This is a genomic window from Streptomyces scabiei 87.22 (assembly GCF_000091305.1).
Lineage (GTDB): Bacteria > Actinomycetota > Actinomycetes > Streptomycetales > Streptomycetaceae > Streptomyces > Streptomyces scabiei.
In genome coordinates, this window is the sequence record NC_013929.1 from 1,971,252 (window position 1) to 1,995,248 (window position 23,997).

18 protein-coding genes are annotated in these 23,997 nt (G+C 71.3%); 13 read left to right on the forward strand and 5 right to left on the reverse strand.

Going from position 1 to position 23,997, the window contains the following annotated elements; translation table 11 throughout:
• Nucleotides 1-74: 74 nt before the first annotated feature.
• From SCAB_RS08280 to SCAB_RS08290, 3 genes are all read right to left on the reverse strand, one after another.
• The gene (locus SCAB_RS08280) at nt 75-2,540 is read right to left on the reverse strand and encodes an ATP-binding SpoIIE family protein phosphatase (protein WP_012999608.1); all 2,466 of its coding nucleotides are present in this window, start codon (nt 2,538-2,540) and stop codon (nt 75-77) included.
• Between the two features lie 164 nt (nt 2,541-2,704).
• The gene (locus SCAB_RS08285; RefSeq protein ID WP_012999609.1) at nt 2,705-5,059 is read right to left on the reverse strand and encodes an MFS transporter; all 2,355 of its coding nucleotides are present in this window, start codon (nt 5,057-5,059) and stop codon (nt 2,705-2,707) included.
• A gap of 183 nt (nt 5,060-5,242) precedes the next feature.
• On the reverse strand, nt 5,243-5,686 hold the full coding sequence (locus SCAB_RS08290) for an SRPBCC family protein (RefSeq protein ID WP_012999610.1): 444 nt from the start codon (nt 5,684-5,686) through the stop codon (nt 5,243-5,245).
• Between the two features lie 209 nt (nt 5,687-5,895).
• On the opposite strand from SCAB_RS08290, the gene SCAB_RS08295 reads away from it, so the two are divergent.
• The 3 genes from SCAB_RS08295 (at nt 5,896) to SCAB_RS08305 (ending at nt 9,278) form a co-directional block, all read left to right on the forward strand.
• A complete protein-coding gene (locus SCAB_RS08295) occupies nt 5,896-6,939 on the forward strand; it encodes an Rv2578c family radical SAM protein (RefSeq protein ID WP_037724254.1) in 1,044 nt (347 codons plus the stop codon).
• Nucleotides 6,940-7,087: 148 nt separating this feature from the next.
• The gene (locus SCAB_RS08300; RefSeq protein WP_012999612.1) at nt 7,088-8,659 is read left to right on the forward strand and encodes an alpha/beta hydrolase; all 1,572 of its coding nucleotides are present in this window, start codon (nt 7,088-7,090) and stop codon (nt 8,657-8,659) included.
• Between the two features lie 64 nt (nt 8,660-8,723).
• Nucleotides 8,724-9,278 (forward strand): GNAT family N-acetyltransferase, encoded by a 555-nt coding sequence (locus SCAB_RS08305; RefSeq protein WP_012999613.1) that lies wholly within the window; start codon nt 8,724-8,726, stop codon nt 9,276-9,278.
• A 4-nt stretch (nt 9,279-9,282) separates the two neighbouring features.
• Here the strand turns inward: SCAB_RS08305 and SCAB_RS08310 are convergent, their stop codons facing one another.
• A complete protein-coding gene (locus SCAB_RS08310; protein WP_012999614.1) occupies nt 9,283-9,858 on the reverse strand; it encodes an adenylosuccinate lyase in 576 nt (191 codons plus the stop codon).
• Nucleotides 9,859-10,245: 387 nt separating this feature from the next.
• On the opposite strand from SCAB_RS08310, the gene SCAB_RS08315 reads away from it, so the two are divergent.
• The 10 genes from SCAB_RS08315 (at nt 10,246) to SCAB_RS08360 (ending at nt 22,799) form a co-directional block, all read left to right on the forward strand.
• Nucleotides 10,246-12,060, forward strand: coding sequence for a 3-hydroxyacyl-CoA dehydrogenase family protein (locus SCAB_RS08315; protein WP_012999615.1), 1,815 nt, complete (start codon nt 10,246-10,248; stop codon nt 12,058-12,060).
• Nucleotides 12,061-12,316: 256 nt separating this feature from the next.
• On the forward strand, nt 12,317-13,144 hold the full coding sequence (locus SCAB_RS08320) for a TetR family transcriptional regulator (protein WP_079062398.1): 828 nt from the start codon (nt 12,317-12,319) through the stop codon (nt 13,142-13,144).
• Nucleotides 13,145-13,566: 422 nt separating this feature from the next.
• Nucleotides 13,567-14,904, forward strand: a complete 1,338-nt coding sequence (gene ccrA / locus SCAB_RS08325; protein WP_012999617.1) for a crotonyl-CoA carboxylase/reductase — start codon at nt 13,567-13,569, stop codon at nt 14,902-14,904.
• A gap of 8 nt (nt 14,905-14,912) precedes the next feature.
• Nucleotides 14,913-16,970 carry a protein meaA gene (locus tag SCAB_RS08330; RefSeq protein ID WP_012999618.1) on the forward strand — a complete coding sequence of 686 codons (2,058 nt, stop codon included), beginning with the start codon at nt 14,913-14,915 and terminating at the stop codon, nt 16,968-16,970.
• Complete coding sequence (locus tag SCAB_RS08335) at nt 16,967-17,941, forward strand: HpcH/HpaI aldolase/citrate lyase family protein (RefSeq protein ID WP_037724251.1); 975 nt, start codon at nt 16,967-16,969, stop codon at nt 17,939-17,941. The genes SCAB_RS08330 and SCAB_RS08335 overlap by 4 nt, the downstream gene beginning before the upstream one ends.
• Nucleotides 17,942-17,946: 5 nt before the next feature.
• Nucleotides 17,947-18,453, forward strand: coding sequence for a MaoC family dehydratase (locus SCAB_RS08340; protein WP_012999620.1), 507 nt, complete (start codon nt 17,947-17,949; stop codon nt 18,451-18,453).
• Between the two features lie 5 nt (nt 18,454-18,458).
• Nucleotides 18,459-19,664 carry an acyl-CoA dehydrogenase family protein gene (locus SCAB_RS08345; RefSeq protein WP_012999621.1) on the forward strand — a complete coding sequence of 402 codons (1,206 nt, stop codon included), beginning with the start codon at nt 18,459-18,461 and terminating at the stop codon, nt 19,662-19,664.
• A gap of 191 nt (nt 19,665-19,855) precedes the next feature.
• Nucleotides 19,856-20,512, forward strand: coding sequence for a phosphatidylserine decarboxylase (locus SCAB_RS08350; RefSeq protein ID WP_078531507.1), 657 nt, complete (start codon nt 19,856-19,858; stop codon nt 20,510-20,512).
• A gap of 37 nt (nt 20,513-20,549) precedes the next feature.
• Nucleotides 20,550-21,368, forward strand: coding sequence for a CDP-diacylglycerol--serine O-phosphatidyltransferase (pssA, locus tag SCAB_RS08355; protein WP_012999622.1), 819 nt, complete (start codon nt 20,550-20,552; stop codon nt 21,366-21,368).
• Between the two features lie 204 nt (nt 21,369-21,572).
• Nucleotides 21,573-22,799, forward strand: a complete 1,227-nt coding sequence (locus tag SCAB_RS08360; protein WP_037724331.1) for an alpha/beta hydrolase — start codon at nt 21,573-21,575, stop codon at nt 22,797-22,799.
• A 3-nt stretch (nt 22,800-22,802) separates the two neighbouring features.
• Here SCAB_RS08360 and SCAB_RS08365 read toward each other — a convergent pair whose 3' ends face one another.
• On the reverse strand, nt 22,803-23,966 hold the full coding sequence (locus tag SCAB_RS08365; protein ID WP_049875847.1) for a glycerate kinase: 1,164 nt from the start codon (nt 23,964-23,966) through the stop codon (nt 22,803-22,805).
• Nucleotides 23,967-23,997: the final 31 nt, after the last annotated feature.

Here is a 23,997-nt window from a genome sequence, read left to right on the forward strand (position 1 = left end):
ACCGCGCCGGGAGCACGGCGGCAAGTGATCCGCACGGACCTTCACGCCGCGTCCCGGAGCCACGCTCCCCGCGTTCAGCGGCGTCTCGGCAGCGTCAGCTCGAACCACACCGTCTTGCCCGCGCCGGTCCGGGTGGTGCCCCACTCCCGGGCCAGGGTGGTCAGCACGCGCAGCCCCCGGCCGAACTCGTCCGTGGGCGCCGCGCTGAGCAGGGTCGGCAGGGTGGGGTCGTCGTCGTAGACCTCGCACTGCAGGGTGTCGCCGCGGACCAGGCGGAGATCGACACGGCGCCCGCGCGCGTGCCGGACGGCATTGGTGACGAGTTCGCCGACCAGGAGCGCGGTGGTGTCCGCGAGGGCGTCGAGGCCCCAGACGTAGAGCTGTTCACGGACGACGGCTCGGGCCCGGGCCGCCTCGACCGGGTCGCGGGTGAGGCGCCACTCGGCGACGTCCTCGGGCTCGATGCCGTTGAGCCGGGCCATCAGCAGGGCCACGTCGTCCTTGCGGCCGCCGCGTGTGTTGAGGGCGCGGATGATCGTGTCGCAGGCCTGGTCCATGGAGGCGGCCGGGTGGGCCGCGGACTCACAGAGGGTGGCGAGGCCGACACCGATGTCCTCGCCGCGCACCTCGACCAGTCCGTCGGTGCACATCACGAGCCGGTCGCCGGGCTCCACGCGCACGCGTACCGCCTCGAAGGGCACCCCTCCGACACCGATCGGGGCGCCCGTGGGCAGGTCGAGGAGTTCGCTGCGGCCGTCCGCCGCGCGGACCAGGACGGGCGGGATGTGCCCGGCGTTCGCCAGGTGCAACTCGCCCCCGATGGGGTCGTAGACGGCGTAGAGGCAGGTCGCGAGGTAGTGCTCGCCCAGGCGCTGGGCGAGGTCGTCGAGGTTGCGCAGCAGCTGCGCGGGCGGCAGGTCGAGGGCGGCCATGGTCTGCACGGCCGTGCGCAGCTGACCCATCATCGCGGCCGAGTTGAGGCCGTGCCCCATCACGTCGCCGACGACCAGGGCGGTGCGGCCGCCGGGCAGCTTCACCGAGTCGAACCAGTCGCCGCCGACCCTGCCGAGGAGGGTGCCCGGGAGGTAGCGGGTGGCGATGTCGCAGCCCGCCATGTGGGCCTCGATCTGCGGGAGCATGCTGTCCTGGAGCGTCTCGGCGACGTTCTCCTGGTAGGTGTACATGCGGGCGTTGTCGAGGACCAGGCCCGCGCGGGCGGCCAGTTCGGCGCCGGTGACGCGGTCCATGTCGTCGAAGACCTCGCGCTCCGGGTGGCGCAGCAGGATCATGAATCCGAGCACCACGTTGCGGGCCTTCAGGGGGACGACCAGCATGGAGCGGCCCGTGATCAGCGGCCGGATGTCGCGCTTGTCGAACTGCGCGGCGATCGCGTGCCCCATCTGCTCGCTGATCCGGGGCACGAGGACGGGTTCGCCGGTGGTCATGCACTGGAAGAACGGGGTGTGCGCCGGGAACGGCATGGCCTCGCCGACGGGGACGACGTCGTCCCAGCGGCCCGGCTCGTCGGTGTGCTCCAGGGCGACCCGGTGCCACATGGTCGTCGTGTCCGGCACACCGTCGGGGAACCCCTCGCCCGCGACGACCTGCTCGCGCAGATAGGTGCCGGCGACATCGGTGAAGCGGGGCACGACCGCCCGGCTGACCTCGACGATGGTCTGCGACAGGTCGAGGGAGGTGCCGATGCGTCCGCTGACCTCGTTGAGGAACTCCAGGCGTTCGCGTACGGCCGCGTATTCGAGGTCCTGCGCATCCTCCAGCGCCTCCGGGGGCACCGGAAGCCCCTCGGCGACGGCGCGCGCGGCCCGCTCACGGCGCGCCCGGCGCTCCGCGCGCCGGGGCACGCCCCAGTCGGGGGTGACGGGCACCCGGTCGTTCTGGCTGAACTCCAGTATCGGATAGCCGAGTTCGAGGATCTGGGCGACGATGCGGGCGCTTTCACCGACGCTCATGCTGGGCAGGATCTCGGGGAGCCTGCGGGCCAGTTCCTCGGCGCCGGGGAAGTCGGTGTGCAGGGCGAAGCCGGGCGCGATGCGCTCGACGGCGACGGCGGACCCGTCGTCGCGCCGGCGCAGTGCCTCGGCGTCGGCCGCGAGCACCAGGAGGCGCTCCCGGCCGGGACCGACCAGCGGGTAGGCCCACCACAGGACGTCCGTCCGGTCGCGGCCGGGCACGGTGAGCCGGGCGCGGCCGGCCGCCGGGTAGGCGAGGTGCCCGTCGAGGGAGGTCTCCAGGTCGTGGCCGAGCGCGTCGTACGCGCCGCCGTACGCCCCGTGGGGTGGGGCGAGGTCCTCGTCCGGGAGGGCGCCGGCGACGGGCAGCAGGTCCAGGGCGGGCCGGCCGGTCGCCTCCTCCCTGGTGGTGCCGAAGAGCCGGCGTGCGCCGGTGCTCCAGTGCGATACGAGGCCGGCGCGGTCCACGACGACCACGGCCAGGGGGATACGGCCGACCGCGGCCCCCTCCGCCGTGCCGTCACCGGCTCCGAGGCCGGTAGTCGCGCCCGTGTCGGTGCCACGGTCCATGGCCAAGGCCCTCTCTCCCCACGGCTCCCAAGATCTGCGCCGCCCCCACTACCGTACGGCCGCGTAGCGTCGCGATGTGTGGCAATACGCGAATTGCTCCCCGGGAGCCTCCGGCGCACGCGCAGGCCACACGGGCGGCGCGCGATCATGCGCACGCCCCCCACTCAGTCCGCGTGTCCCAGCCGCACGTCCTGTTCGGTCCCGTCGCCGTCGACCTGGAGCACCGTCGCGACGGGGGGATACCCGGTGGCGATGACGGTGTACTCACCGGCGGCGAGGTCGGCGAACCGGAACGTTCCGTCGACGCCGGTGGTGATCGTGCCGACGACGTCCCCGGCGGCGTCCAGGAGCGTCACGCGCGCGTCCTCCACCGGCCGCCCGCTCCCGGCGCGGACCGTGCCGAGCAGTACGGCGCCCCCGGCCAGTTCGACGTCCAGGCGGGTCTCGCGGGCGGCCCGGACGGTGACCGGGAGCGCGGCCGGGCGGTGGGAGTGGGCGCTCACGGCGAGGATGTAGTCGCCGGCCGCCAGCTCGGTGACCAGATAGTCGCCCTGCTGCCCGCTGCGGGTGGTCACGACGACCTCGCCGCGCGCGTCGGTGAGCGTGACGGTCGCCTCGCCCACCGCCCGCCCGTCCGCCGTCCGTACGGTCCCGGCCAGGCGTCCCGCGCCGCCGAGGACGATGTCCACCTCGACGGGCCCCTCCCCGACGGTGACGCTCACGGCCTGCGGCCGGTGACCGCCGGCGGCCGCGATCAGCACGTACGCCCCCGGCCCGGGGGTCGACAGCGCGTACCGCCCGTCCTCGCCGCTGCCGCCCCGCCCGGTCTGCCGGCCGCCGGAGTCGATCAGGGTGAGGGCGGCGCGGGGCACGACGGTGCCGTCGGACTGCTGGACCGTACCGAGGACGGGGACGCCGGCCTCGTGGGGAGCACGGGCCTGCGGCACCCGGGCGGCGGGCCCGGCGGGCACCTCGTCGCAGGGCGGCGGGGTCCGCTCCCCGAGGAAGCAGGCCACGAAGGCCCCGAGGGCGAGCACCGGCGTGAGGTACAGGAAGAGCCCCGGCAAAGCCTCCGCGTAGGCGGCGACGTAGGTGTCGCGCAGCGGGTCGGGCAGGGCGTGGACGAGATCCGGGGTCAGGGAGCCGGGGTCGGGGAGCACGGCCCCCGCGCGCTCGGGAAGACGGTCGGCGAGGCGGGCGGTGAGGAGCGCGCCGACGGCGGCCGCCCCGACGGCGCCGCCGAGCTGCCGGAAGCAGTCGCCGGCGGCGGTGGCGGTCCCGGTGTCGGCGGGGCGTACGGAGTTCTGCACCGCGAGGACCAGGACCGGCATCACCATGCCGATGCCGGCGCCGAGGACGGCCGTCCGGATGCCGAACTGCAGCGGGGGCGTGTCCGTCTGCAGGCGGGACAGCAGCCAGACGCCGAGAGCGGCCAGGGCGGCGCCGAGGACCGGGTACGTCCGGTAGTGGCCGGTGCGGGCGATGAGCCGGCCGCAGACGACGGACGTGCCGACGATGCCGGCCGTCATCGGCAGCATGAGCAGCCCGGACGCGGTGGCGGAGATCCCGCCGACCATCCGCAGCTGGTTCGGCAGGTAGGTGGCGGTGCCGAACAGCGCGACACCGACGGTGGCCCCCACGAGGCCGCTCACCAGGAAGACCGGGTCCCGGAGCAGCCGCAGGGGCAGCAGGGGCTGGACCGCGAACCGCTCGACGACGAGGAGCAGCGCGGCCGCCAGGACCGCGCCGGCGGCGAGAACGAGGACCGGCCGCGAGTTCCAGGCGTGGACGGAGCCGGCCCGGCCGGCCAGCAGCACCAGGCAGGCCGAGACGGCGGCGAGCAGCAGGGTTCCCAGGACGTCGAGACGCCCCCGCGCGGTGGTCCTCCGCGGTCGCAGCGCGAAGGTGACGACGGCCAGGGCCAGGAGCCCGCAGGGCACGTTGACGTAGAAGCACCAGCGCCAGGAGAGGTGGTCGGTGAGCCAGCCGCCCAGGAGCGGACCGGTGACGGAGGCGAGCCCGAACACGGCCCCGACGACGCCCAGATGGCGGCCGCGGCGCCACGCCGGCACGAGGTCGGCGACGATCGCCTGGACACCGATCATGAGGCCGCCCGCGCCGACTCCCTGGAGCGCGCGGAACACGATGAACTGGTCCATGGTCCGGGCGAGTCCGGCCAGGGCGGAGCCGGCCACGAAGAGCACCAGCGCGCACTGGAACACGCCCTTGGGGCCGCGCAGTTCGCTCAGCCGGGAGTGGACGGGAAGGGTGACGGCGGCGGTGAGGAGGTAGGCGGTGATCGCCCAGGACATCCGGTCGACGCCGCGCAGCTCGCCGACGATCTCGGGGAGGGCGGTGGCGACGGCCATCTGCTCCAGCGCGGCCAGGAGCAGGACGAGGAGGAGGGCGGAGAAGACCAGCCGGACCCGGTGCGGGCCGTGCGGGGGAGGTCCGTCCGCCGGTGGCGGTGTCGCGGGTGTGGTGGCCGGTTCGTCCTTCACCAGTGTGGTCGGGCCCATGCGTACCGCTCCCCTCGTCGCACTTACCGCACATTTCCCGCGATAAGCGGGAACTGTCGGCAAGTGCGACGAGTTACGGCATTCCGGCGCACGTCACGGAGATCCACCCGAACCGGTGAGGACGGCAACGCGCCCCCAGGACGCGCCCGTTGAGCCGGGCGGCACGACCGCCGGCCCCGCTGCTTACTTCTCCACCTCGGCGGCGAGGTTGGCGAGCAGGGCGTCGTAGATCCGGGCGAGGCCCTTGGGGGCGAAGGTCTTCTCGAAGAAGCCGCCGATGCCGCCGGCGCCCTGCCAGGTGGTGGTGACGACGACGCGGGAGCTGCCCTCGCCGGCCGGGGTGACCCGCCAGACGGTGACCATGGAGGAGTTGCGGTCCTTCTCGACGAGTTCACCGTCGGAGGGCTCGGTGACCTCCAGCAGGCAGTCACGGACACGCTTGCTGGTGGCCTGGAGCTTCCAGTGGACGAGGGTGCCCTCGCCGTCGCCGCCCTCGCGCACCTCGTACTCGCTGAAGTGCTGCGGCATCAGCTTCTCGCGCGCGCCGTTGTACTCGGCCAGGGTGTCGAACACCGTCTCCGCGTCCGCCGCTACGACTCGTTCGGTCGTGGCCTCGACCTGCGCCATTGCACTTCCTCCAGCACTTGGTAACTCGGGGATGTGCGGAAAGCCAACCACCCCACGGCCGGAGGGCCCAAATCGGGGTGCCCCCGAGGGCCGCGGCGGCCTGCCCCGAAGACCCCCGACGAGACCTCCACACGATGTTCGAAAACCAGTTCGCACGATCAAGAGAACATGTGTTCTATTCTGGGGGCAGAGCGACCGAGGAGGCGTCCATGCGCTGGGACCATCTGGCCGAGAACCCCGCCACGGCCCGGGACGCCGCACTGTTCGGCGCGGACCTGGTGACGAGCCGCACCTTCGACACCCCCGAGTTCCGCGGCATGACCTTCCACGAGGTCCGGGCGCGGACGATCGTGAACCGGGTGCCGGGAGCCTCCCGCATGCCGTTCGAATGGACGGTGAACCCCTACCGGGGCTGCGCGCACGCGTGCGTCTACTGCTTCGCCCGCAAGACCCACAGCTACCTGGACCTGGACACGGGCCTCGACTTCGACTCGCAGATCGTCGTCAAGGTCAACGCGCCCGACCTGCTGCGCCGGCAGCTGGCCTCACCGCGCTGGCACGGCGAGCACATCGCGATGGGCACCAACGTCGACTGCTACCAGCGCGCGGAGGGCCGTTACCGTCTGATGCCGGGCATCATCGCGGCCCTGCGCGACCACGCGAACCCCTTCTCGATCCTCACCAAGGGCACGCTGATCCTGCGCGACCTGGACCTGATCCGGCAGGCGGCGGAGGTCACCGAGGTCGGCCTGTCGGTCTCCGTCGGCTTCACGGACCACGAGCTGTGGCGCACGGTCGAGCCGGGCACGCCCGCTCCCGAGCGCCGGCTGGACGTCGTCCGCGCCTTCGCCGAACTGGGGATCGGCTGCGGGGTGCTGATGGCCCCCGTGCTGCCCTTCCTCAGCGACCACCCCGACCGGCTGCGCGAGACCGTGCGGGCCGTCGCGGCCTCCGGCGCCGGCTCCGTGACCCCGCTGGTGCTGCATCTGCGGCCCGGCGCACGCGAGTGGTACATGGCCTGGCTGGCCCGCCACCACCCCCGTCTCGTACGGCGTTACGAGCTGCTGTACGCGGAGGGCGCCTATGCGCCGAAGTGGTACCAGCGGCAGATCACCCGTCAGGTCCACGAGCTGGCCGAGGAGTACGGCATGGGCCCGCGGCGCGCGCAGCCGCCGCGACGGCTGCCCGTGCGCGAACGCCCCGCGCCGGAGCCGGCCCCGCCCACGGAGCCGACCCAGCTGACCCTGCTCTGAATCCCTCTCCGGAGCATCCGGGCGCTTCTGCCGCCCGAACGGGTCAAGTGTCGGCCGAACGCGTTCTTCGCGGGGCCCGGTTCGGGACGATGCGACGAAGGCCGTGGCGTGCACGGCCCGCAATCCTCCGTCCCTGGGAGGCCTGACGATGAAGAAACGCACAGCTGCTCTGTGCGGTGCCGTCGCCGTGCTGGCCGGAATGGTCACCGCGGTCCCGGCCGGCGCGAGCGGCGCTTCCGCCGCCGCCCCGACGGCGAAGCCGGCCTGGAAGAAGTGCGCCACCGCCGACTACCCGAAGCTCCAGTGCGCCTCCCTGAAGGTGCCGCTGGACCACGGGAAGCCGAACGGCAGAAAGATCACCATCGCCCTCTCCCGCGTCCCGCACACCGCGAAGACGTACCAGGGCCCCCTGCTGGTCAATCCGGGCGGGCCCGGCGGCAGCGGCCTCACCCTCGCCGGCTTCGTGGCGTCCTCGCTGCCGAAGAAGGTGGCGGCGCAGTACGACGTCATCGGCTTCGACCCGCGCGGCGTCGGCGCGAGCAAGCCCGCGCTGAACTGCCGTCCGGGCCACTTCGCCGCGGTGCGCCCCGACTCGGTGCCGAGCACCCCGAAGGCCGAGCGGGCCAACCTCGCGCGGGCCAGGGCGTTCGCCGAGGCGTGCGCCGAGAAGCACGCGGACGTGCTGCCGTACATCGACACGGTCAGCGCGGTGAAGGACATGGACCTCGTCCGCGCGGCCCTGGGCGCCAAGAAGATCAACTACTTCGGGTACTCGTACGGCACCTACCTGGGCGCCGTGTACGCCAAGCTCTTCCCCCACCGCGTACGGCGCGCGGTGCTGGACTCCGTCGTGGACCCCACGGAGGTCTGGTACGAGGGCAACCTCCGGCAGGACCTGGCGTTCAACGACCGCCACCGGGCCCTGATGGCCTGGATCGCCCGCCACGACGGGACGTACAAGCTCGGCAAGGATCCGGAGAAGATCGAGGCCAAGTGGTACGCGATGCGGTCGGCGCTGGCCGCGCGTCCCGCGGACGGCCGGGTGGGCGCCTCCGAGCTGGAGGACACGTTCATGCCCGGCGGCTACTACAACGGCTACTGGCCCTATCTCGCCGAGGCGTTCGCCGCCTTCGTGAACAAGAAGAACGACGATCCGCTGGTCGAGGCGTACGAGAACTTCGGCGCCGTCGACGCGTCCGGCGACAACGGCTACAGCGTCTACGCCTCGGTGCAGTGCCGTGACGCGCACTGGACCCGCGACTGGAACGAGTGGCGCGAGGACAACTGGGCGATGTACGAGAAGGCGCCGTTCATGACCTGGAACAACGCCTGGTACAACGCGCCCTGCGCGTTCTGGCCCGCCGCGTCCCTGGACCCCGTGGACGTCTCCAACACCGCGCTGCCGCCGGTCCTGATCTTCCAGGCGACCGACGACGCGGCCACCCCGTACGAGGGCGGGGCCGTCACCCACCAGTTGCTGCGCGGGTCCAGCCTGGTCGTCGAGCAGGGCGGCGGGAACCACGGCATCTCGCTGAGCGGCAACGCCTGTCTGGACAAGCACCTGACGGCCTATCTGACCGACGGCAGGGTGCCGCGCGGGCAGGGCGAGACCGACGCCACCTGCAAGAAGCTCGCCGACCCCAAGCCCCTGAAGAACAAGGCCGCGTCCGCCTCCTCCCGGGGTTCGACCCTGCACGGCCTGCTGGGCTTCCGCGGCTGAGCCCGGCCGCGGGGGCCCCGGAAAACCACGGGACTCCCGCGGCCGCCCGGTCTAGGGTGCCGCCATGAACGGCACCCCCACCGGCCTCCCGGCACCGCGCGTCCGCCGGATGACACCGTCCGACTGCCGCCCCGTGGCCGAGATCCGCGTGGGCGGCTGGCGCAGCGCCTACGCCGGTCTCGTCCCGCGGTCGTACCTCGACGCGATGGACGTGGAGGAGGACGCCGAGAACCGCCGCCGGATGCTGGCGAAGGCCGGCAACCCCGTGGTGAACCTGGTCGCCGAGCGGGCCGGGGAGATCGTCGGCTGGGCGGCGTACGGCCCCTGCCGCGACGGGGAGGTCCGCACCGGGGGCGCCGAGTTGTACGCGCTGTACACCCGGCCGGGGCATCTGGGCACCGGAGTGGGCACCGCGCTGCTGCGCGAGTCCGCCGGGCGCTGCGCGGCGGCCGGTCACCGCTCGCTGTTCCTGTGGGTGCTGAAGGACAACGCGCGCGCCCGCCGCTTCTACGCCCGCCACGGTTTCACCGCGGACGGAGCCGAGGAGCCGTTCGAGGCCGACGGGACCGAGGTGCCGGAGGTCCGCTACGTGCGGGGACTCGGCGCCGCCGGGACCTGAGCCCTCAGCGCTGCCCGGGGATGCGCGCCAGCGCCCGCACCGCCGCCTCCGCGAGCCTGGGGTGCGCGAGGGCCTCGTTCAGTACGGGCCGGGCGCGGGTGTCCCCGAGGGCGCCCAGCCCCTCCACGCACGCGAGCGCGACCCGGCGGTAGGGGTCGTGCGGTCCCAGACGGCGCCGGAGCGTGGTGATCAGCGCCGGGACGGACTCGGGGGCGCGGAGTTCGGTGAGCAGGCGCACCGGGTGCAGGGCGTAGGCGACCCGGAGTTCGTTGGTGGCGAGGGCGGCCGCCGCGCGCGCGGTGCGCGGGTCCCCGAGGCGCGCCAGCGCGTAGGCCGCGGAGGCGCAGCGCGGTGGATCGCGGTGGTTGAGCAGGAGGACGAGGGACTCGAAGGCCCGGCGGTCCCCCGCGAGACCCAGCCGGAACGCGGCCAACTCCCGCGCCCAGAGCGGCTGCCCCTGCTCGACGAGCACGCCCGCCAGTTCGTCCCTGTTCGCCGTCAGGACGAGCCGTTCGTACCCCGCCGCGCCGCCCGACTCGCTCCGCACACGCTCCGTGAGTGATCGCAACTCCTCGTCCATGCCGTCGAGCGTACGGGCGCGGGGCGCACTTGGGGGACGTACGTCACAAACACGAGGGCTGGCGCGCTCGTTACCCACCGGTTAAGCTCAGACGAGCGAGTTACCCACTCGTGTTCGCTCCCGACGGTTTGGTGACGCAGCCGTCGTGAGCCCAGTCGGTTCGGTACCCGGAGTGTTCGGTACCGGAGTACCAGTACGGCTCGGCCTCGGGACAGGGCCGGTCGGTTCAGCCGTTCCCCCGGGCGTGTGCACGCCCGCGGCGACGGCACCGGGCGTGTGCGTTCATCAGCCCGGCACCACCCGCACCCGCACGCCACGCGCCGTTCGCGCGCTCTTCGCGTACCCGCGGCGTTTCCCTCAGTCGTCACCACATCCTGGAGTCCCGCGATGGCCACTCCCCTTTCCGACTCGTCGCTGTCCCCGCAGTCCCCGTTCCGGACGATCGCCGTGGTCGGCCTCGGCACCATGGGCACCGGTATCGCCGAGGTGCTGGCCCGGGCCGGCCGCGAGGTCGTCGGCATCGACATCAGCGAGGCCGCGGCCTCCCGAGCCGTCACCGGCCTGGAGGCCGCCACCGAGCGCGCCGTGGCCCGCGGGCGCCTCACCGAGCAGGAGCGCGGCGAGGCCCTCGCCCGCTTCCGCACCTTCACCGACCTCCGGGCGGCGGCCGACGCCGACCTGGTGATCGAGGTGGTCCCGGAGTCGTACGAGATCAAGCAGCAGGTCTTCCGCGAGCTGGACGCGATCGTCCGCCCCGACGCCGTCCTCGCCACCGGCACCAACGCCCTGTCGGTGACGCGGCTGGCGGCCGAGTCGGCGCGTCCGGAGCGGGTGCTCGGGCTGCACTTCTTCAACCCGGCGCCGGCGATGAAGCTGGTCGAGGTCGTCTCCTCGGTGCTGACCGCGCCCCGGGCCGTCGCCCGGGTCACGGATCTCGCCCTGGACCTCGGCAAGGAGCCCGTCGCGGTCGGCGACCGCCCCGGATTCGTCGCCGACGGACTGCTGTTCGGCTACCTCAACCAGGCCGCCGCGATGTACGAGGCGAGGTACGCCTCCCGCGAGGACATCGACGCGGCGATGCGGCTGGGCTGCGGTCTGCCGATGGGCCCGCTGGCGCTGCTGGACATGATCGGCGTCGACACCGCGCGCACCGTCCTGGAGGCCATGTACGCGGCCTCGCACGACCGGCTGCACGCGCCGGCGCCCATCCTGAGGCAGCTCAGCGAGGCGGGTCTGACCGGCCGCAAGTCGGGCCGCGGTTTCTACACCTACGAGGCCCCCGGCTCGGCCACCGTCGTGCCGGACGCGCTGACGCCGTCGGACGGGACCGCCGCGGGCGCCGGGCGCACCGTCCGCTCGGTGGGTGTCGCGGGATCCGGGACCATGGCGTCCGGGATCGCCGAGGTGTTCGCGAAGTCCGGGTACGCGGTCGTGCTGGCCGCCCGCACCGAGGAGAAGGCGCAGGCCGCGAAGGCCCGTATCGGCAAGTCCCTCGCGCGCTCCGTCGACAAGGGGCGGATGACGGTCGAGGCGGCCGCCGAGACCCTGGACCGGATCACCCCGGCCGGCTCCTACGACGCCTTCGCGGACGTCGATCTGGCGCTGGAGGCCGTGGCCGAGGACCTGGAGGTCAAGCGGCAGCTGTTCGCGGCCTTCGACAAGGTCTGCAAGCCGGGCGCGATCCTCGCCACCACCACCTCCTCGCTGCCCGTCGTCGCCTGCGCCCGCGCCACCTCGCGCCCGCAGGACGTGATCGGGATGCACTTCTTCAACCCGGCGCCGGCGATGAAGCTGGTCGAGGTGGTCCGTACCGTCCTGACCGCCGACGACGTCCACGCCACCGTCCGCGAGGTGTGCGCGAAGGTCCGCAAGCACCCGGTGGACTGCGGCGACCGGGCCGGTTTCATCGTGAACGCGCTGCTGTTCCCGTACCTGAACAACGCGGTCAAGATGGTCCAGGAGCACTACGCGACGCTGGACGACATCGACGCGGCCATGAAGCTGGGCGGCGGCTACCCGATGGGCCCGTTCGAGCTGCTCGACGTGGTCGGGCTGGACGTCTCACTGGCCATCGAGAAGGTCCTGCACCGCGAGTTCCGCGACCCGGGGCTGGCCCCGGCGCCGCTGCTGGAGCACCTGGTGGCCGCGGGCTGCCTCGGCCGCAAGACGGGCCGCGGCTTCCGCGAATATGCCAAGCGCTGAGCGGGCGGACGACGGGCCCGGAGCGACCCCGGGCCCGGTGTCCCCGCCGGGCCCGGCCGCGAGGTGGGACCGGGCGGACCGCGCGCCGGCGGGCACGGACTGGGGCGGGCTGCTCGGCCCGGGCAGCCGCCCCCCGTACGCCCGTTACGCCGCCCCCGCGGCCGGCCGGTCCTGCGCCCCGCCCTCCGCGGACCCGGCCGCTCCCCCGTCCGAGCAGGGCGGGGGGATGGCCGGACACGCGCACTCTCCTGCGGGGATGCAGTACGTTCGGGGCATGTCCCAGCCCGCCAGGTCCTCACGTACGCCAGCTGCGCCCGACGCTCCGGAGAGCGCCGCGGGAAGCCGTGCCGCCGCCCAACGCCTCAAGATGCGCCGGGAACTGGCGGCCGCGGCCATGGAGCTGTTCTCGACCAAGGGGTACGAGGCGACCACCGTCGACGAGATCGCCGCGGCGGCCGGGGTCGCCCGGCGCACGTTCTTCCGCCACTTCCGTTCCAAGGAGGAGGCGATCTTCCCGGACCACGACGACACCCTGATCCGGGCGGAGGCGGTGCTCAACGCGGCACCCCAGCACGAGCACCCGCTCGACACGGTGTGCCGCGGCATCAAGGAAGTCATGAAGATGTACGCGGCCCGGCCGGAGATCTCGGTCGCCCGCTACAAGCTGACCCGCGAGGTGCCCACCCTGCGGGAGGCGGAGATCGCCTCCGTGGCCCGCTACGAGCGCCTGTTCACCCGTTATCTGCTGGGCCACTTCGACGAGAACGCCCACCACGACGCCGGCAACGACGATCCGCTGCTCGCCGAGGTGGCCGCGTCGGCGGTCGTCACCGCGCACAACCACGTGCTGCGCCGCTGGCTCCGGTCCGGCGGACAGGGCGACGTGGAGGCACAGCTCGACCACGCCTTCGCCATCGTGCGCAGGACGTTCGGCACGGGCATCGGCGCCGGCCGCACCCTGGCACCCGAGCCGGCCGCCGCGACGGCCTCCACCCACGGCGAGGTCCTGGTGACGGTCGCCCGCACCGACGCCCCCCTCGACGAGGTCATGCGCACCATCGAAGAGGCACTCCGCGACCGCTGAACCCGATCCGGCACCACGTTCTACTCATCGGTAACTGTGAGGACGGCCACCCTGCGGGGTGGCCGTTTTGCCATGTCAGAGGCCCTTTTAGGCCCTTGTCTGATCGATCATCGCTCACGTGTTACGTAAAGATTTCACCTGAGCGAACTTTCTGGCACTCGGTGCCTTGCGGGGTGACACGGCGTGCCATACGTTGAAGGAGTCCGGGCGGCCGGCGGGCAGAGAACTCCCGTTCGCCGGCTGTCCCCGCAGACCACGGTCCGCGCGCCCGGACGCCTGCGTCACAGGCACCCTTCCGCGCCACAAAGCGCCGCCACAGCACCACCTCCGCCGGACCGACGGCACCCAGCCCACCAGTTCAGCACCCGACGTAACCCTCAGCAGCGTCTTCCCTCAGGACGCTCGTCGCCGGAGGCACCACCGTGAAGGAAATCCTGGACGCGATCCAGTCGCCGGAGTCCACGTCCGCCGACTTCGCCGCCCTGCCGCTCCCCGAGTCGTACCGCGCGATCACCGTGCACAAGGACGAGACGGAGATGTTCGCGGGGCTCACCACCCGTGACAAGGACCCCCGCAAGTCGATCCACCTCGACGAGGTCCCGGTCCCCGAACTCGGCCCGGGCGAGGCCCTGGTGGCCGTCATGGCCTCCTCGGTCAACTACAACTCCGTGTGGACCTCGATCTTCGAGCCGCTGTCCACCTTCGGCTTCCTGGAGCGCTACGGACGGCTCTCGGAGCTGACCAAGCGCCACGACCTGCCGTACCACATCATCGGCTCCGACCTCGCGGGCGTCGTCCTGCGCACCGGCCCCGGCGTCAACGCCTGGAAGCCCGGGGACGAGGTCGTCGCGCACTGCCTCTCCGTGGAGATGGAGTCGTCCGACGGCCACAACGACACGATGCTCGACCCCGAGCAGCGGATCTGGGGCTTCGAGACCAACTTCGGCGGCCTCGCCGAGATCGCGCTCGTCAAGTCCAACCAGCTGATGCCGAAGCCGGACCACCTCAGCTGGGAGGAGGCCGCCGCCCCGGGCCTGGTGAACTCCACCGCCTACCGGCAGCTCGTCTCCCGCAACGGCGCCGGCATGAAGCAGGGCGACAACGTGCTCATCTGGGGCGCCAGCGGCGGCCTCGGCAGCTACGCCACCCAGTTCGCGCTGGCGGGCGGCGCCAACCCGATCTGTGTCGTCTCCAGCGAGCAGAAGGCGGACATCTGCCGCTCGATGGGCGCCGACGCGATCATCGACCGCACCGCCGAGGACTACAAGTTCTGGAAGGACGAGCAGACCCAGGACCCCAAGGAGTGGAAGCGCTTCGGCAAGCGCATCCGCGAGCTGACCGGCGGCGAGGACATCGACATCGTCTTCGAGCACCCCGGCCGCGAGACCTTCGGCGCGAGCGTCTTCGTCACCCGCAAGGGCGGCACCATCACCACCTGCGCCTCGACCTCGGGCTACATGCACGAGTACGACAACCGCTACCTGTGGATGTCGCTGAAGCGGATCATCGGCTCGCACTTCGCGAACTACCGCGAGGCGTGGGAGGCCAACCGCCTCATCGCCAAGGGCAAGATCCACCCGACACTGTCGAAGGTCTACTCCCTGGAAGACACCGGACAGGCCGCGTACGACGTGCACCGCAACCTCCACCAGGGCAAGGTCGGCGTCCTGGCGCTGGCACCCGAGGAGGGCCTGGGCGTGCGCGACCACGCCAAGCGCGCCCGGCACATCGACGCCATCAACCGCTTCCGGAACATCTGAGGTCCACGATGAGCGAGCGTCAGCCCGCCGAGGGCGGGCAAGCCAAGGACCGGCCGTGGCTCATGCGCACCTACGCCGGGCACTCCACGGCCGAGGCGTCCAACGAGCTGTACCGGCGCAACCTCGCCAAGGGGCAGACGGGTCTGTCGGTCGCCTTCGACCTGCCGACCCAGACCGGCTACGACTCCGACCACATCCTCGCCCGCGGCGAGGTCGGCCGGGTCGGCGTCCCGGTGGCCCATCTCGGTGACATGCGCAGGCTGTTCCAGGACATCCCCCTGGAGCAGATGAACACCTCGATGACCATCAACGCCACCGCCATGTGGCTGCTGGCGCTCTACCAGGTCGTCGCCGAGGAGCAGGGTGCGGACATCACCCGGCTCCAGGGCACGACGCAGAACGACATCGTCAAGGAGTACCTGTCGCGGGGCACGCACGTGTTCCCGCCGGGACCCTCGCTCCGGCTGACGACGGACATGATCGCGTACACGGTCTCCCACATACCGAAGTGGAACCCGATCAACATCTGCAGCTACCACCTGCAGGAGGCCGGGGCCACGCCGGTGCAGGAGATCGCGTACGCGATGTCCACCGCGATCGCCGTGCTGGACGCCGTGCGCGACTCCGGGCAGGTCCCGGCCGAGAAGTTCGGTGACGTCGTCGCCCGTATCTCCTTCTTCGTGAACGCGGGCGTCCGCTTCGTCGAGGAGATGTGCAAGATGCGGGCGTTCGGCCGCATCTGGGACCGGATCGCCCGCGAGCGGTACGGCATCGAGAACCCCAAGCAGCGGCGCTTCCGGTACGGCGTCCAGGTCAACTCCCTCGGACTGACCGAGGCGCAGCCGGAGAACAACGTCCAGCGGATCGTGCTGGAGATGCTGGCCGTGACGCTCTCCAAGGACGCGCGGGCCAGGGCGGTGCAGCTGCCGGCCTGGAACGAGGCCCTGGGTCTGCCCCGGCCCTGGGACCAGCAGTGGTCGCTGCGGATCCAGCAGGTGCTCGCGCACGAGAGCGATCTGCTGGAGTACGAGGACATCTTCGAGGGCTCGCACGTCATCGAGGCGAAGGTCGCCGAGCTGGTCGAGCGGTCCTTCGCCGAGATCGAGCGGATCCAGGAGATGGGCGGCGCGATGGCCGCCGTCGAGTCCGGCTACCTGAAGTCGCAGCTGGTCTCCTCGCACGCCGAGCGCCGGGCCCGGATCGAGTCCGGTCAGGAGAAGATCGTCGGCGTCAACATCTACGAGTCGACCGAGCCGAACCCGCTGACCGCCGACCTGGACGCGGCGATCCAGACGGTCGACCCGGCCGTCGAGGCGCGGGTGATCACGTCCCTGCAGCACTGGCGCGACACGCGCTACCAGCCGCCCTTCAACCACCCGCGCCCGTGCAAGGCGCTGGAGCGGCTCAAGGAGGCCGCGAAGGGCACGGACAACCTCATGGAGGCCACCCTGGAGTGCGCCCGCGCCGGGGTCACGACCGGCGAGTGGGCCGGGGCCCTCCGTGAGGTGTTCGGGGAGTTCCGGGCGCCGACCGGGGTCTCGTCGGCGCCGGTGGCCGTTCCGGCCGAGGCGGGCTCGGCCATGTCGGAGGTCCGCCGCAAGGTGGAGCTGACGGCGAAGGACCTGGGCGTGGGCAAGCTCCGCTTCCTGGTCGGCAAGCCGGGTCTGGACGGGCACTCCAACGGGGCCGAGCAGATCGCCGTGCGGGCCCGTGACGCCGGCTTCGAGGTGGTCTACCAGGGCATCCGGCTCACCCCGGAGCAGATCGTGGACGCCGCCCTCGCCGAGGACGTGCACGCGGTCGGTCTGTCCATCCTCTCCGGCTCGCACGCCCAGCTGGTCCCGGACGTGCTGGACCGGCTGCGGGAGGCGGGCGCCCCCGACATCCCGGTGATCGCCGGGGGGATCATCCCCAACGCGGACGCCGCACAGCTCAGGGCCGCCGGAGTGGCCGCCGTGTTCACCCCGAAGGACTTCGACATCACCGGGATCATCGGCCGTATCGTCGACGAGATCCGCAAGGCCAACAAGCTCGACTCCCTCATCAGCACGGAGGTCCCCGCATGACCAGCCCTGTCCCCCAGGTGAACCGCCTTCGCCCGCGGCGCTCCTGCCTCGCGGTGCCGGGAAGCAACCCCCGCTTCCTGGAGAAGGCCCAGGGCCTCCCCGCCGACCAGGTCTTCCTCGACCTGGAGGACGCCTGCGCGCCCCTCGCCAAGCCCGAGGCGCGGCACACCATCGTCAAGTTCCTCAACGAGGGCGACTGGACCGGCAAGACCCGGGTCGTGCGGGTCAACGACTGGACGACGGAGTGGACGTACCGCGACGTCGTGACCGTCGTCGAGGGCGCCGGTCAGAACCTCGACTGCATCATGCTGCCGAAGGTGCAGACGGCCCAGCAGGTCGTCGCCCTGGACCTGCTGCTGACGCAGATCGAGAAGACGATGGGCTTCGAGGTCGGCCGGATCGGCATCGAGGCGCAGATCGAGAACGCGCAGGGCCTGAACAACGTCAACGAGATCGCGACGGCCTCCCAGCGCGTGGAGACGATCATCTTCGGCCCGGCCGACTTCATGGCGTCGATCAACATGAAGTCGCTGGTCGTGGGCGAGCAGCCGCCCGGCTACCCGGCGGACGCGTACCACTACATCCTGATGAAGATCCTGATGGCCGCCCGCGCCAACGACCTCCAGGCGATCGACGGCCCCTACCTGCAGATCCGCAACGTCGACGGCTACCGCGAGGTCGCGCGGCGCGCCGCCGCGCTCGGCTTCGACGGCAAGTGGGTGCTGCACCCCGGCCAGGTCGAGGCGTCCAACGAGATCTTCTCGCCCTCGCAGGAGGACTTCGACCACGCCGAGCTGATCCTCGACGCGTACGACTGGTGCACGTCCGAGGCCGGCGGCAAGAAGGGCTCGGCGATGCTCGGCGACGAGATGATCGACGAGGCCAGCCGCAAGATGGCGCTGGTGATCTCCGGCAAGGGGCGGGCCGCCGGGATGACCCGGACGTCGAAGTTCGAGATCCCGGAGGGCTGAGCGCGATGCAGTTCGGACGCACCTACGAGGAGTTCGAGGTCGGGGCGGTCTACAAGCACTGGCCCGGGAAGACGGTCACGGAGTACGACGACCACCTCTTCTGCCTCCTCACCATGAACCACCACCCGCTCCACATGGACGTGAACTACGCCGAGAGGACGACGGACTTCGGCAAGAACGTCGTGGTCGGGAACTACATCTACTCGCTGCTGCTGGGCATGTCCGTGCCGGACGTCTCCGGCAAGGCGATCGCCAACCTGGAGATCGAGTCGCTGAAGCACGTGGCGCCGACCTTCCACGGCGACACGCTCTACGGCCAGACGACCGTCCTCGACAAGTGGCCGTCCAAGTCCAAGAACGACCGCGGCATCGTGTACGTGGAGACCAAGGGCTACAAGCAGGACGGCACGCTGGTCTGCGTGTTCCGTCGCAAGGTCATGGTGCCCACCGAGACCTACATCAAGGAGCGCGGCGGCGAACAGCCGGGCCGCCCGGAACTTCAGGAGGGCTGAGCCCGATGGCACGCCTCGCCCAGACCGCCGGTCTGACCGACATCCAGCAGGAGATCCTCTCCACCGTCCGTGACTTCGTGGACAAGGAGATCATCCCGGTCGCGACCGAGCTGGAGCACCGGGACGAATACCCGCAGCAGATCGTCGACGGGCTCAAGGAGCTGGGCCTGTTCGGCCTGATGATCCCCGAGGAGTACGGCGGTCTGGGCGAGTCCCTCCTCACCTACGCGCTGTGCGTGGAGGAGATCGCCCGCGGCTGGATGTCCGTGTCCGGCATCATCAACACGCACTTCATCGTCGCGTACATGCTGAAGCAGCACGGCACGCAGGAGCAGAAGGACCACTTCCTGCCGAGGATGGCGGCCGGCGACGTCCGGGGCGCGTTCTCGATGTCGGAGCCCGCCCTCGGCTCCGATGTGTCGGCGATCACGTCCAAGGCGGTCAGGGACGGCGACGAGTACGTCCTGAACGGTCAGAAGATGTGGCTGACGAACGGCGGAACGTCAACCCTGGTCGCCGTCCTCGTCCGAAGTGACGAAGGACACCCGGAGGGCACGGCCCCCCACAAGTCGATGACGACCTTCCTGGTGGAGAAGGAGCCCGGCTTCGGAGAGGTCCGGCCCGGCCTGACCATTCCCGGGAAGATCGACAAGATGGGTTACAAGGGCGTCGACACGACCGAACTCATCATGGACGGACTGCGCATTCCGGCCAATCGTGTCCTGGGCGGCACCACCGGCCGAGGGTTTTACCAAATGATGGACGGCGTCGAGGTGGGCCGGGTGAATGTGGCCGCACGTGGCTGCGGTGTCGCTCAGCGTGCGTTCGAACTCGGGGTCTCGTACGCCCAGCAGCGCCACACCTTCGGCAAGCAGATCGCCCAGCACCAGGCGATCCAGTTCAAGCTGGCCGAGATGGCTACCAAGGTCGAGGCCGCCCATGCGATGATGGTGAACGCAGCGCGCAAAAAGGACTCGGGAGAACGAAACGACCTCGAAGCAGGGATGGCGAAGTATCTCGCCTCCGAATACTGCAAGGAAGTCGTGGAGGACGCTTTCCGGATCCACGGCGGCTACGGCTTCTCCAAGGAGTACGAGATCGAGCGCCTCTACCGTGAGGCTCCGATGCTGCTGATCGGTGAAGGCACCGCAGAAATCCAGAAAATGATCATCGGTCGTCGGCTGCTCGAGGAGTATCGGTTCCAGGGTTAGTCAAGGGCTGGTCGAGTGCCGGTTGTCCGCTTGCGGGTGTTTTCTTCGAGAAGAAGATCACACCCCGTGAGCACTCTTCGGCCGTCGACTCGGCTTCCTGGCTTGCCCAGTTGCGGTCCGCGACCGGTACCATCCCCGGAAAGCCGCCGTCCCCAGTCACCGCGCGGCATCATCCGCTACGAAGGTCATCCATGCCCCACAGCCAAACCTCTGCACCTCGCGACAGCCTTGCTGGAGTACGGCTCGCGCGCGGAGCATCGCCGTGGCTTCTCCCGACCGTCGCCACCGCAGCACTCAGCCTCGCCCGTTCGCGCCGCTCCGGTGCCGCACGGGCCGTGGCCGTACCCGCCACCGCGCTGGCGGCGGGCATGCTGTGGTTCTTCCGCGACCCCGAGCGTGAGATCGCCCAGGGCCGGGTCATCTCGCCCGCCGACGGAGTGGTGCAGAGCATCATGCCGTGGAAGGACGGCCGCACCCGCGTCGCGATCTTCATGAGCCCGCTCAACGTCCACGTCAACCGGGCGCCGCTGTCCGGCACGGTGACGTCGGTCGAGCACATCCCGGGCGGGTTCGTGCCGGCGTTCAACAAGGAGAGCGAGAACAACGAGCGCGTCGTCTGGCACTTCGACACCGAACTCGGTGACATCGAGATGATCCAGATCGCCGGAGCCGTGGCTCGCCGTATCGTCCCGTACATCCCCGAGGGCACCAAGGTCGAGCAGGGTGACCGGATCGGGCTGATCCGCTTCGGCTCGCGGGTGGACATCTACCTGCCCGAGGGTGTGGAGATCGACGTCGAGGTGGGGCAGAAGACCGTGGCTGGAGTGACTCGCATTGACCGTGACTGATCCTGAGACCCAGCCCGGCCAGACCGGGGCGGGCTGGGTGCCCGAGGTCGACGTGGAGGACGACGCGGAGGAGATGCCGCTGTCGCTCCGTCTGTCGATAGCGGACACCCTCACCCTGGGCAACGCCACGTGCGGCTTCATGGCGGTGTACTTCACCACCACCGGCATCCTGATCCCGCACCTCACCGGCAGCCAGGAGACGGGCATGGCCCGCCACAGCGCGGCCACCGCCGTGATCCTGATGCTGTGCGCGGCGATCTTCGACCTCTTCGACGGGCTGGTGGCGCGCAAGCTCCGCTCCTCGCCGATGGGCGCGGAGCTGGACAACCTCTCCGACCTGATCAGCTTCGGCCTGGCGCCGGCGTACTTCGTCCTCGTCTACGGCATGGTCGCGGACGACGCGCACCAGCGGGTGGCGGCGGTGGGGGCGATCGTGGTGCTGCTGGCCGTGGTGCTGAGGCTCGCGAGATTCTCCTGCGTGACGGTGAAGGACGGCACCTTCCAGGGCATGCCGTCGCCGTTCGGCGCGCTGACCGTGGTGTCGATCGTGCTCCTGGAGCTGCCCTTCGTGGCGACGCTCCTGGCGATCATCGGTACGGCGTGGCTGATGGTGAGCCGGGTCGAGTACCCGAAGCCGCGCGGTCCCCTCGCGGGCGCGATGCTCTCCTGGATCGTCCTGTCGATGGGCCTGCTGATGGCCTGGGCCTTCGACGCCCCCGGCGGCCAGCTGCTCCTCCAGACCGGTTGCGCCCTGCAGCTCGTCATGGGCGCGGTGATCCCCCTCTTCGCCACGGCGCGACGGGTGAACAACTTCCGCGACAACCGACGCGAGGCCCGCGCGGCGCAGCTGCCCTGACCCCGCTTTCCGCCTCGACGGGTGTGGCCCGAGCCTTCACGGCTCGGGCCACACCCGTTTCGGGTTCAAGGGCGTCGGGGGTGTGACCTTGACGGGTCAACTACATGGCGTGGGGGTCGAGTTGCTGGGGGTGAGGAAGAGGGGGACGGTGGAAATGAGTGGACAGCACATGAATTGCACTCATACGACCGTCAGGAGAAGGACATGGCCGACTATGAGCTGAGAGAGCACAAGGTCAAGCACACGTCGACGGTCCCGGCGACCGCGGGCATGGTGCTGGAGCTGCCCGTCCGCGAGTACGACGGCACCCCCGGCAACGGACACGCACACGACCGCGAGCCGGTACTGATGCTGCACGGCAGGAGCGTGCCGGCGCTCGCAGGCTTCGACCTCGCACCGGTGCCCGGCGGCAAGCCCGGCCGTTACAGCTGGGCCCAGGCCCTCGCGCAGGCCAACTTCGACGTCTTCGTCATGGATCTCCAAGGCTCCGGCCGGTCGCCCCGACCGGGCCAGATGGACGATCCCTACAACACCAACCCGGCGCAGCAGCAGGCGGTCCTCGTCGACCACACCATCCCGGCACCCGGCACACCCAAGTACAAGAGCGAACTGGGCAATTCGGAGAGTGACGAGGCAGAGCTGGCCACGGTGGTGGAGTTCATCAAGAAGCAGGTCGGCCCGGGGAAGCGGATCCATTTCGTCGGCTGGTCAGCCGCCTCGTTCGTCATGGGCCCCTACACCCTCAAGCACCCCGGGGACGTCGAGACCCTGTTCCTGCTCGCGCCGATGTTCCCGCCGCGGGGACGGTGGTCGGGGAAGCCCGAGGACCCATTCGGTCGTCCCCCGGGTGTCACCGCACTGCCGGTGGGCAAGCCGCCCGCCCAGTTCGGCTTCCCGATGCACGTCACCAGCAAGACCGGCTTCAAGAGGGCGCTGACGGGCACGCCCTCCCTGTGGGAGCCCGGCATCGACGAGCTGGCCTGGGCCGCCTGCATGGAGGACGACCCGGTCGCCAGCAAGTGGGGACCCCTCACGAACGGCGAACACGAGGGTGTCCTGCGGTACCGGAACACGTACTGGTGGGGCTGGAACAGCAGCACCGCGCCGCTCAAGTACGAGGGCAGGTACGTGCTCGGCGACCGGGTTCCCGTGCTCATCGCCTACGGGGAGCTGGACCGCACGGCCAATAGCCCGACCCCGATGCCCGACGACCTGAACTTCTCCGTTCCGGATCTCTACGCGGCCATCGGGGGCTCGAAGAAGCTGATGTTCTGCCTCGAGGGATCCAGCCACTCCCTGGTCTGGGAAACCGCCACCGCCCAGGCCATCCACCACTTCTCGAAACTCTGGTTCAAGAACGGCAAGGTGGAGGGCCTGAGCACCGGCAGATACTTCAGGGAGCTGGACGGCAACCTGATCCCCCTGCCGTAGCCGTCAGGCGAGGACGTCCCGGCCGATCCTCTCGGCCACCCGCTCCAGGATCGGCCCCGGGTCCGCCAGGCAGCGCGCCACGTCCGGCTCGGCCTCCGTCAGAGGGTAGGCCCGGCGGATGCCCGCGCGGTCGAGGGCGTCCTGCGGGAGGGTCAGGCGGCCGCAGACCGCCACGACCTCCTTGCCCGCGGCCCGGGCGGCGGCCGCGACCCCCGCCGGGGCCTTGCCGTGCAGGGTCTGTTCGTCGAGGGACCCCTCGCCGGTGATCACCAGGGTCGCCTTGTCCAGCGCCGCCGCGAAGCCGAGGACGTCGAGCATGACCTCGATGCCGGGGCGGAAGCGGGCGCCGAGGACGAGGGCGCCGTAGCCGATGCCGCCGGCCGCGCCCGCGCCGGGTGCGAGGGCGTGTGCGGCGGCCCGTCCGCCGAGCGTCCGCTCCAGGACGGCCGCGTAGTGGGCGAGGTTCGCGTCGAGCGCCGCCACGTCCTCGGGGCTCGCGCCCTTCTGCGGCCCGTACACGGCGGGCGCGCCCTTCGGCCCGGTCAGCGGGTTGTCGACGTCGCTGGCGAGGACGAGGTCGATGGCCGTGAGCCTGTCGTCGAGGCCGGAGAGGTCCGCCGTCGCCAGGTCGCGCAGACCGCCGCCGCCGGGCCCCACGGGCTCCCCCGACGCGTCCAGGAAGCGGGCCCCGAGCGCCGCGAGCATGCCGGCGCCGCCGTCCGTCGTCGCGCTGCCGCCCACGCCGAACACGATCGTCCGGGCGCCCGCGTCGAGGGCCGCGCGCAGCAGTTCGCCGGAGCCGTACGTGGTGGCGGTGAGCGGCGCGAAGGTTCCGGCGGGCAGCCGCTGCAACCCGCTCGCCTCCGCCATCTCGACGACGGCCGTGTCGCCGCGCAGCGCGTACGCGGCGGTGACGGGCTCACCGAGCGGACCGGTGACCCGTACCTCGCGCTGTTCGAAGCCGGCCGCGACCGCCGCGGCCACCGTGCCGTCACCGCCGTCGGCGACCGGCAGGGCCTCCACCGCCAGCCCCGGCAGGACCCGGCGCAGGCCCGCCGTGACCCGCTCGGCGACCTGGACGGCCGTCAGCGTGCCCTTGAACTTGTCCGCGGCGATCAGCACCCGCGGGACTGCCGTGTCCGCGTCCGTGCCTGCCCCCGTGTCGATGGTCGTACCGATCCCGTCCGCTGCGGCGTTC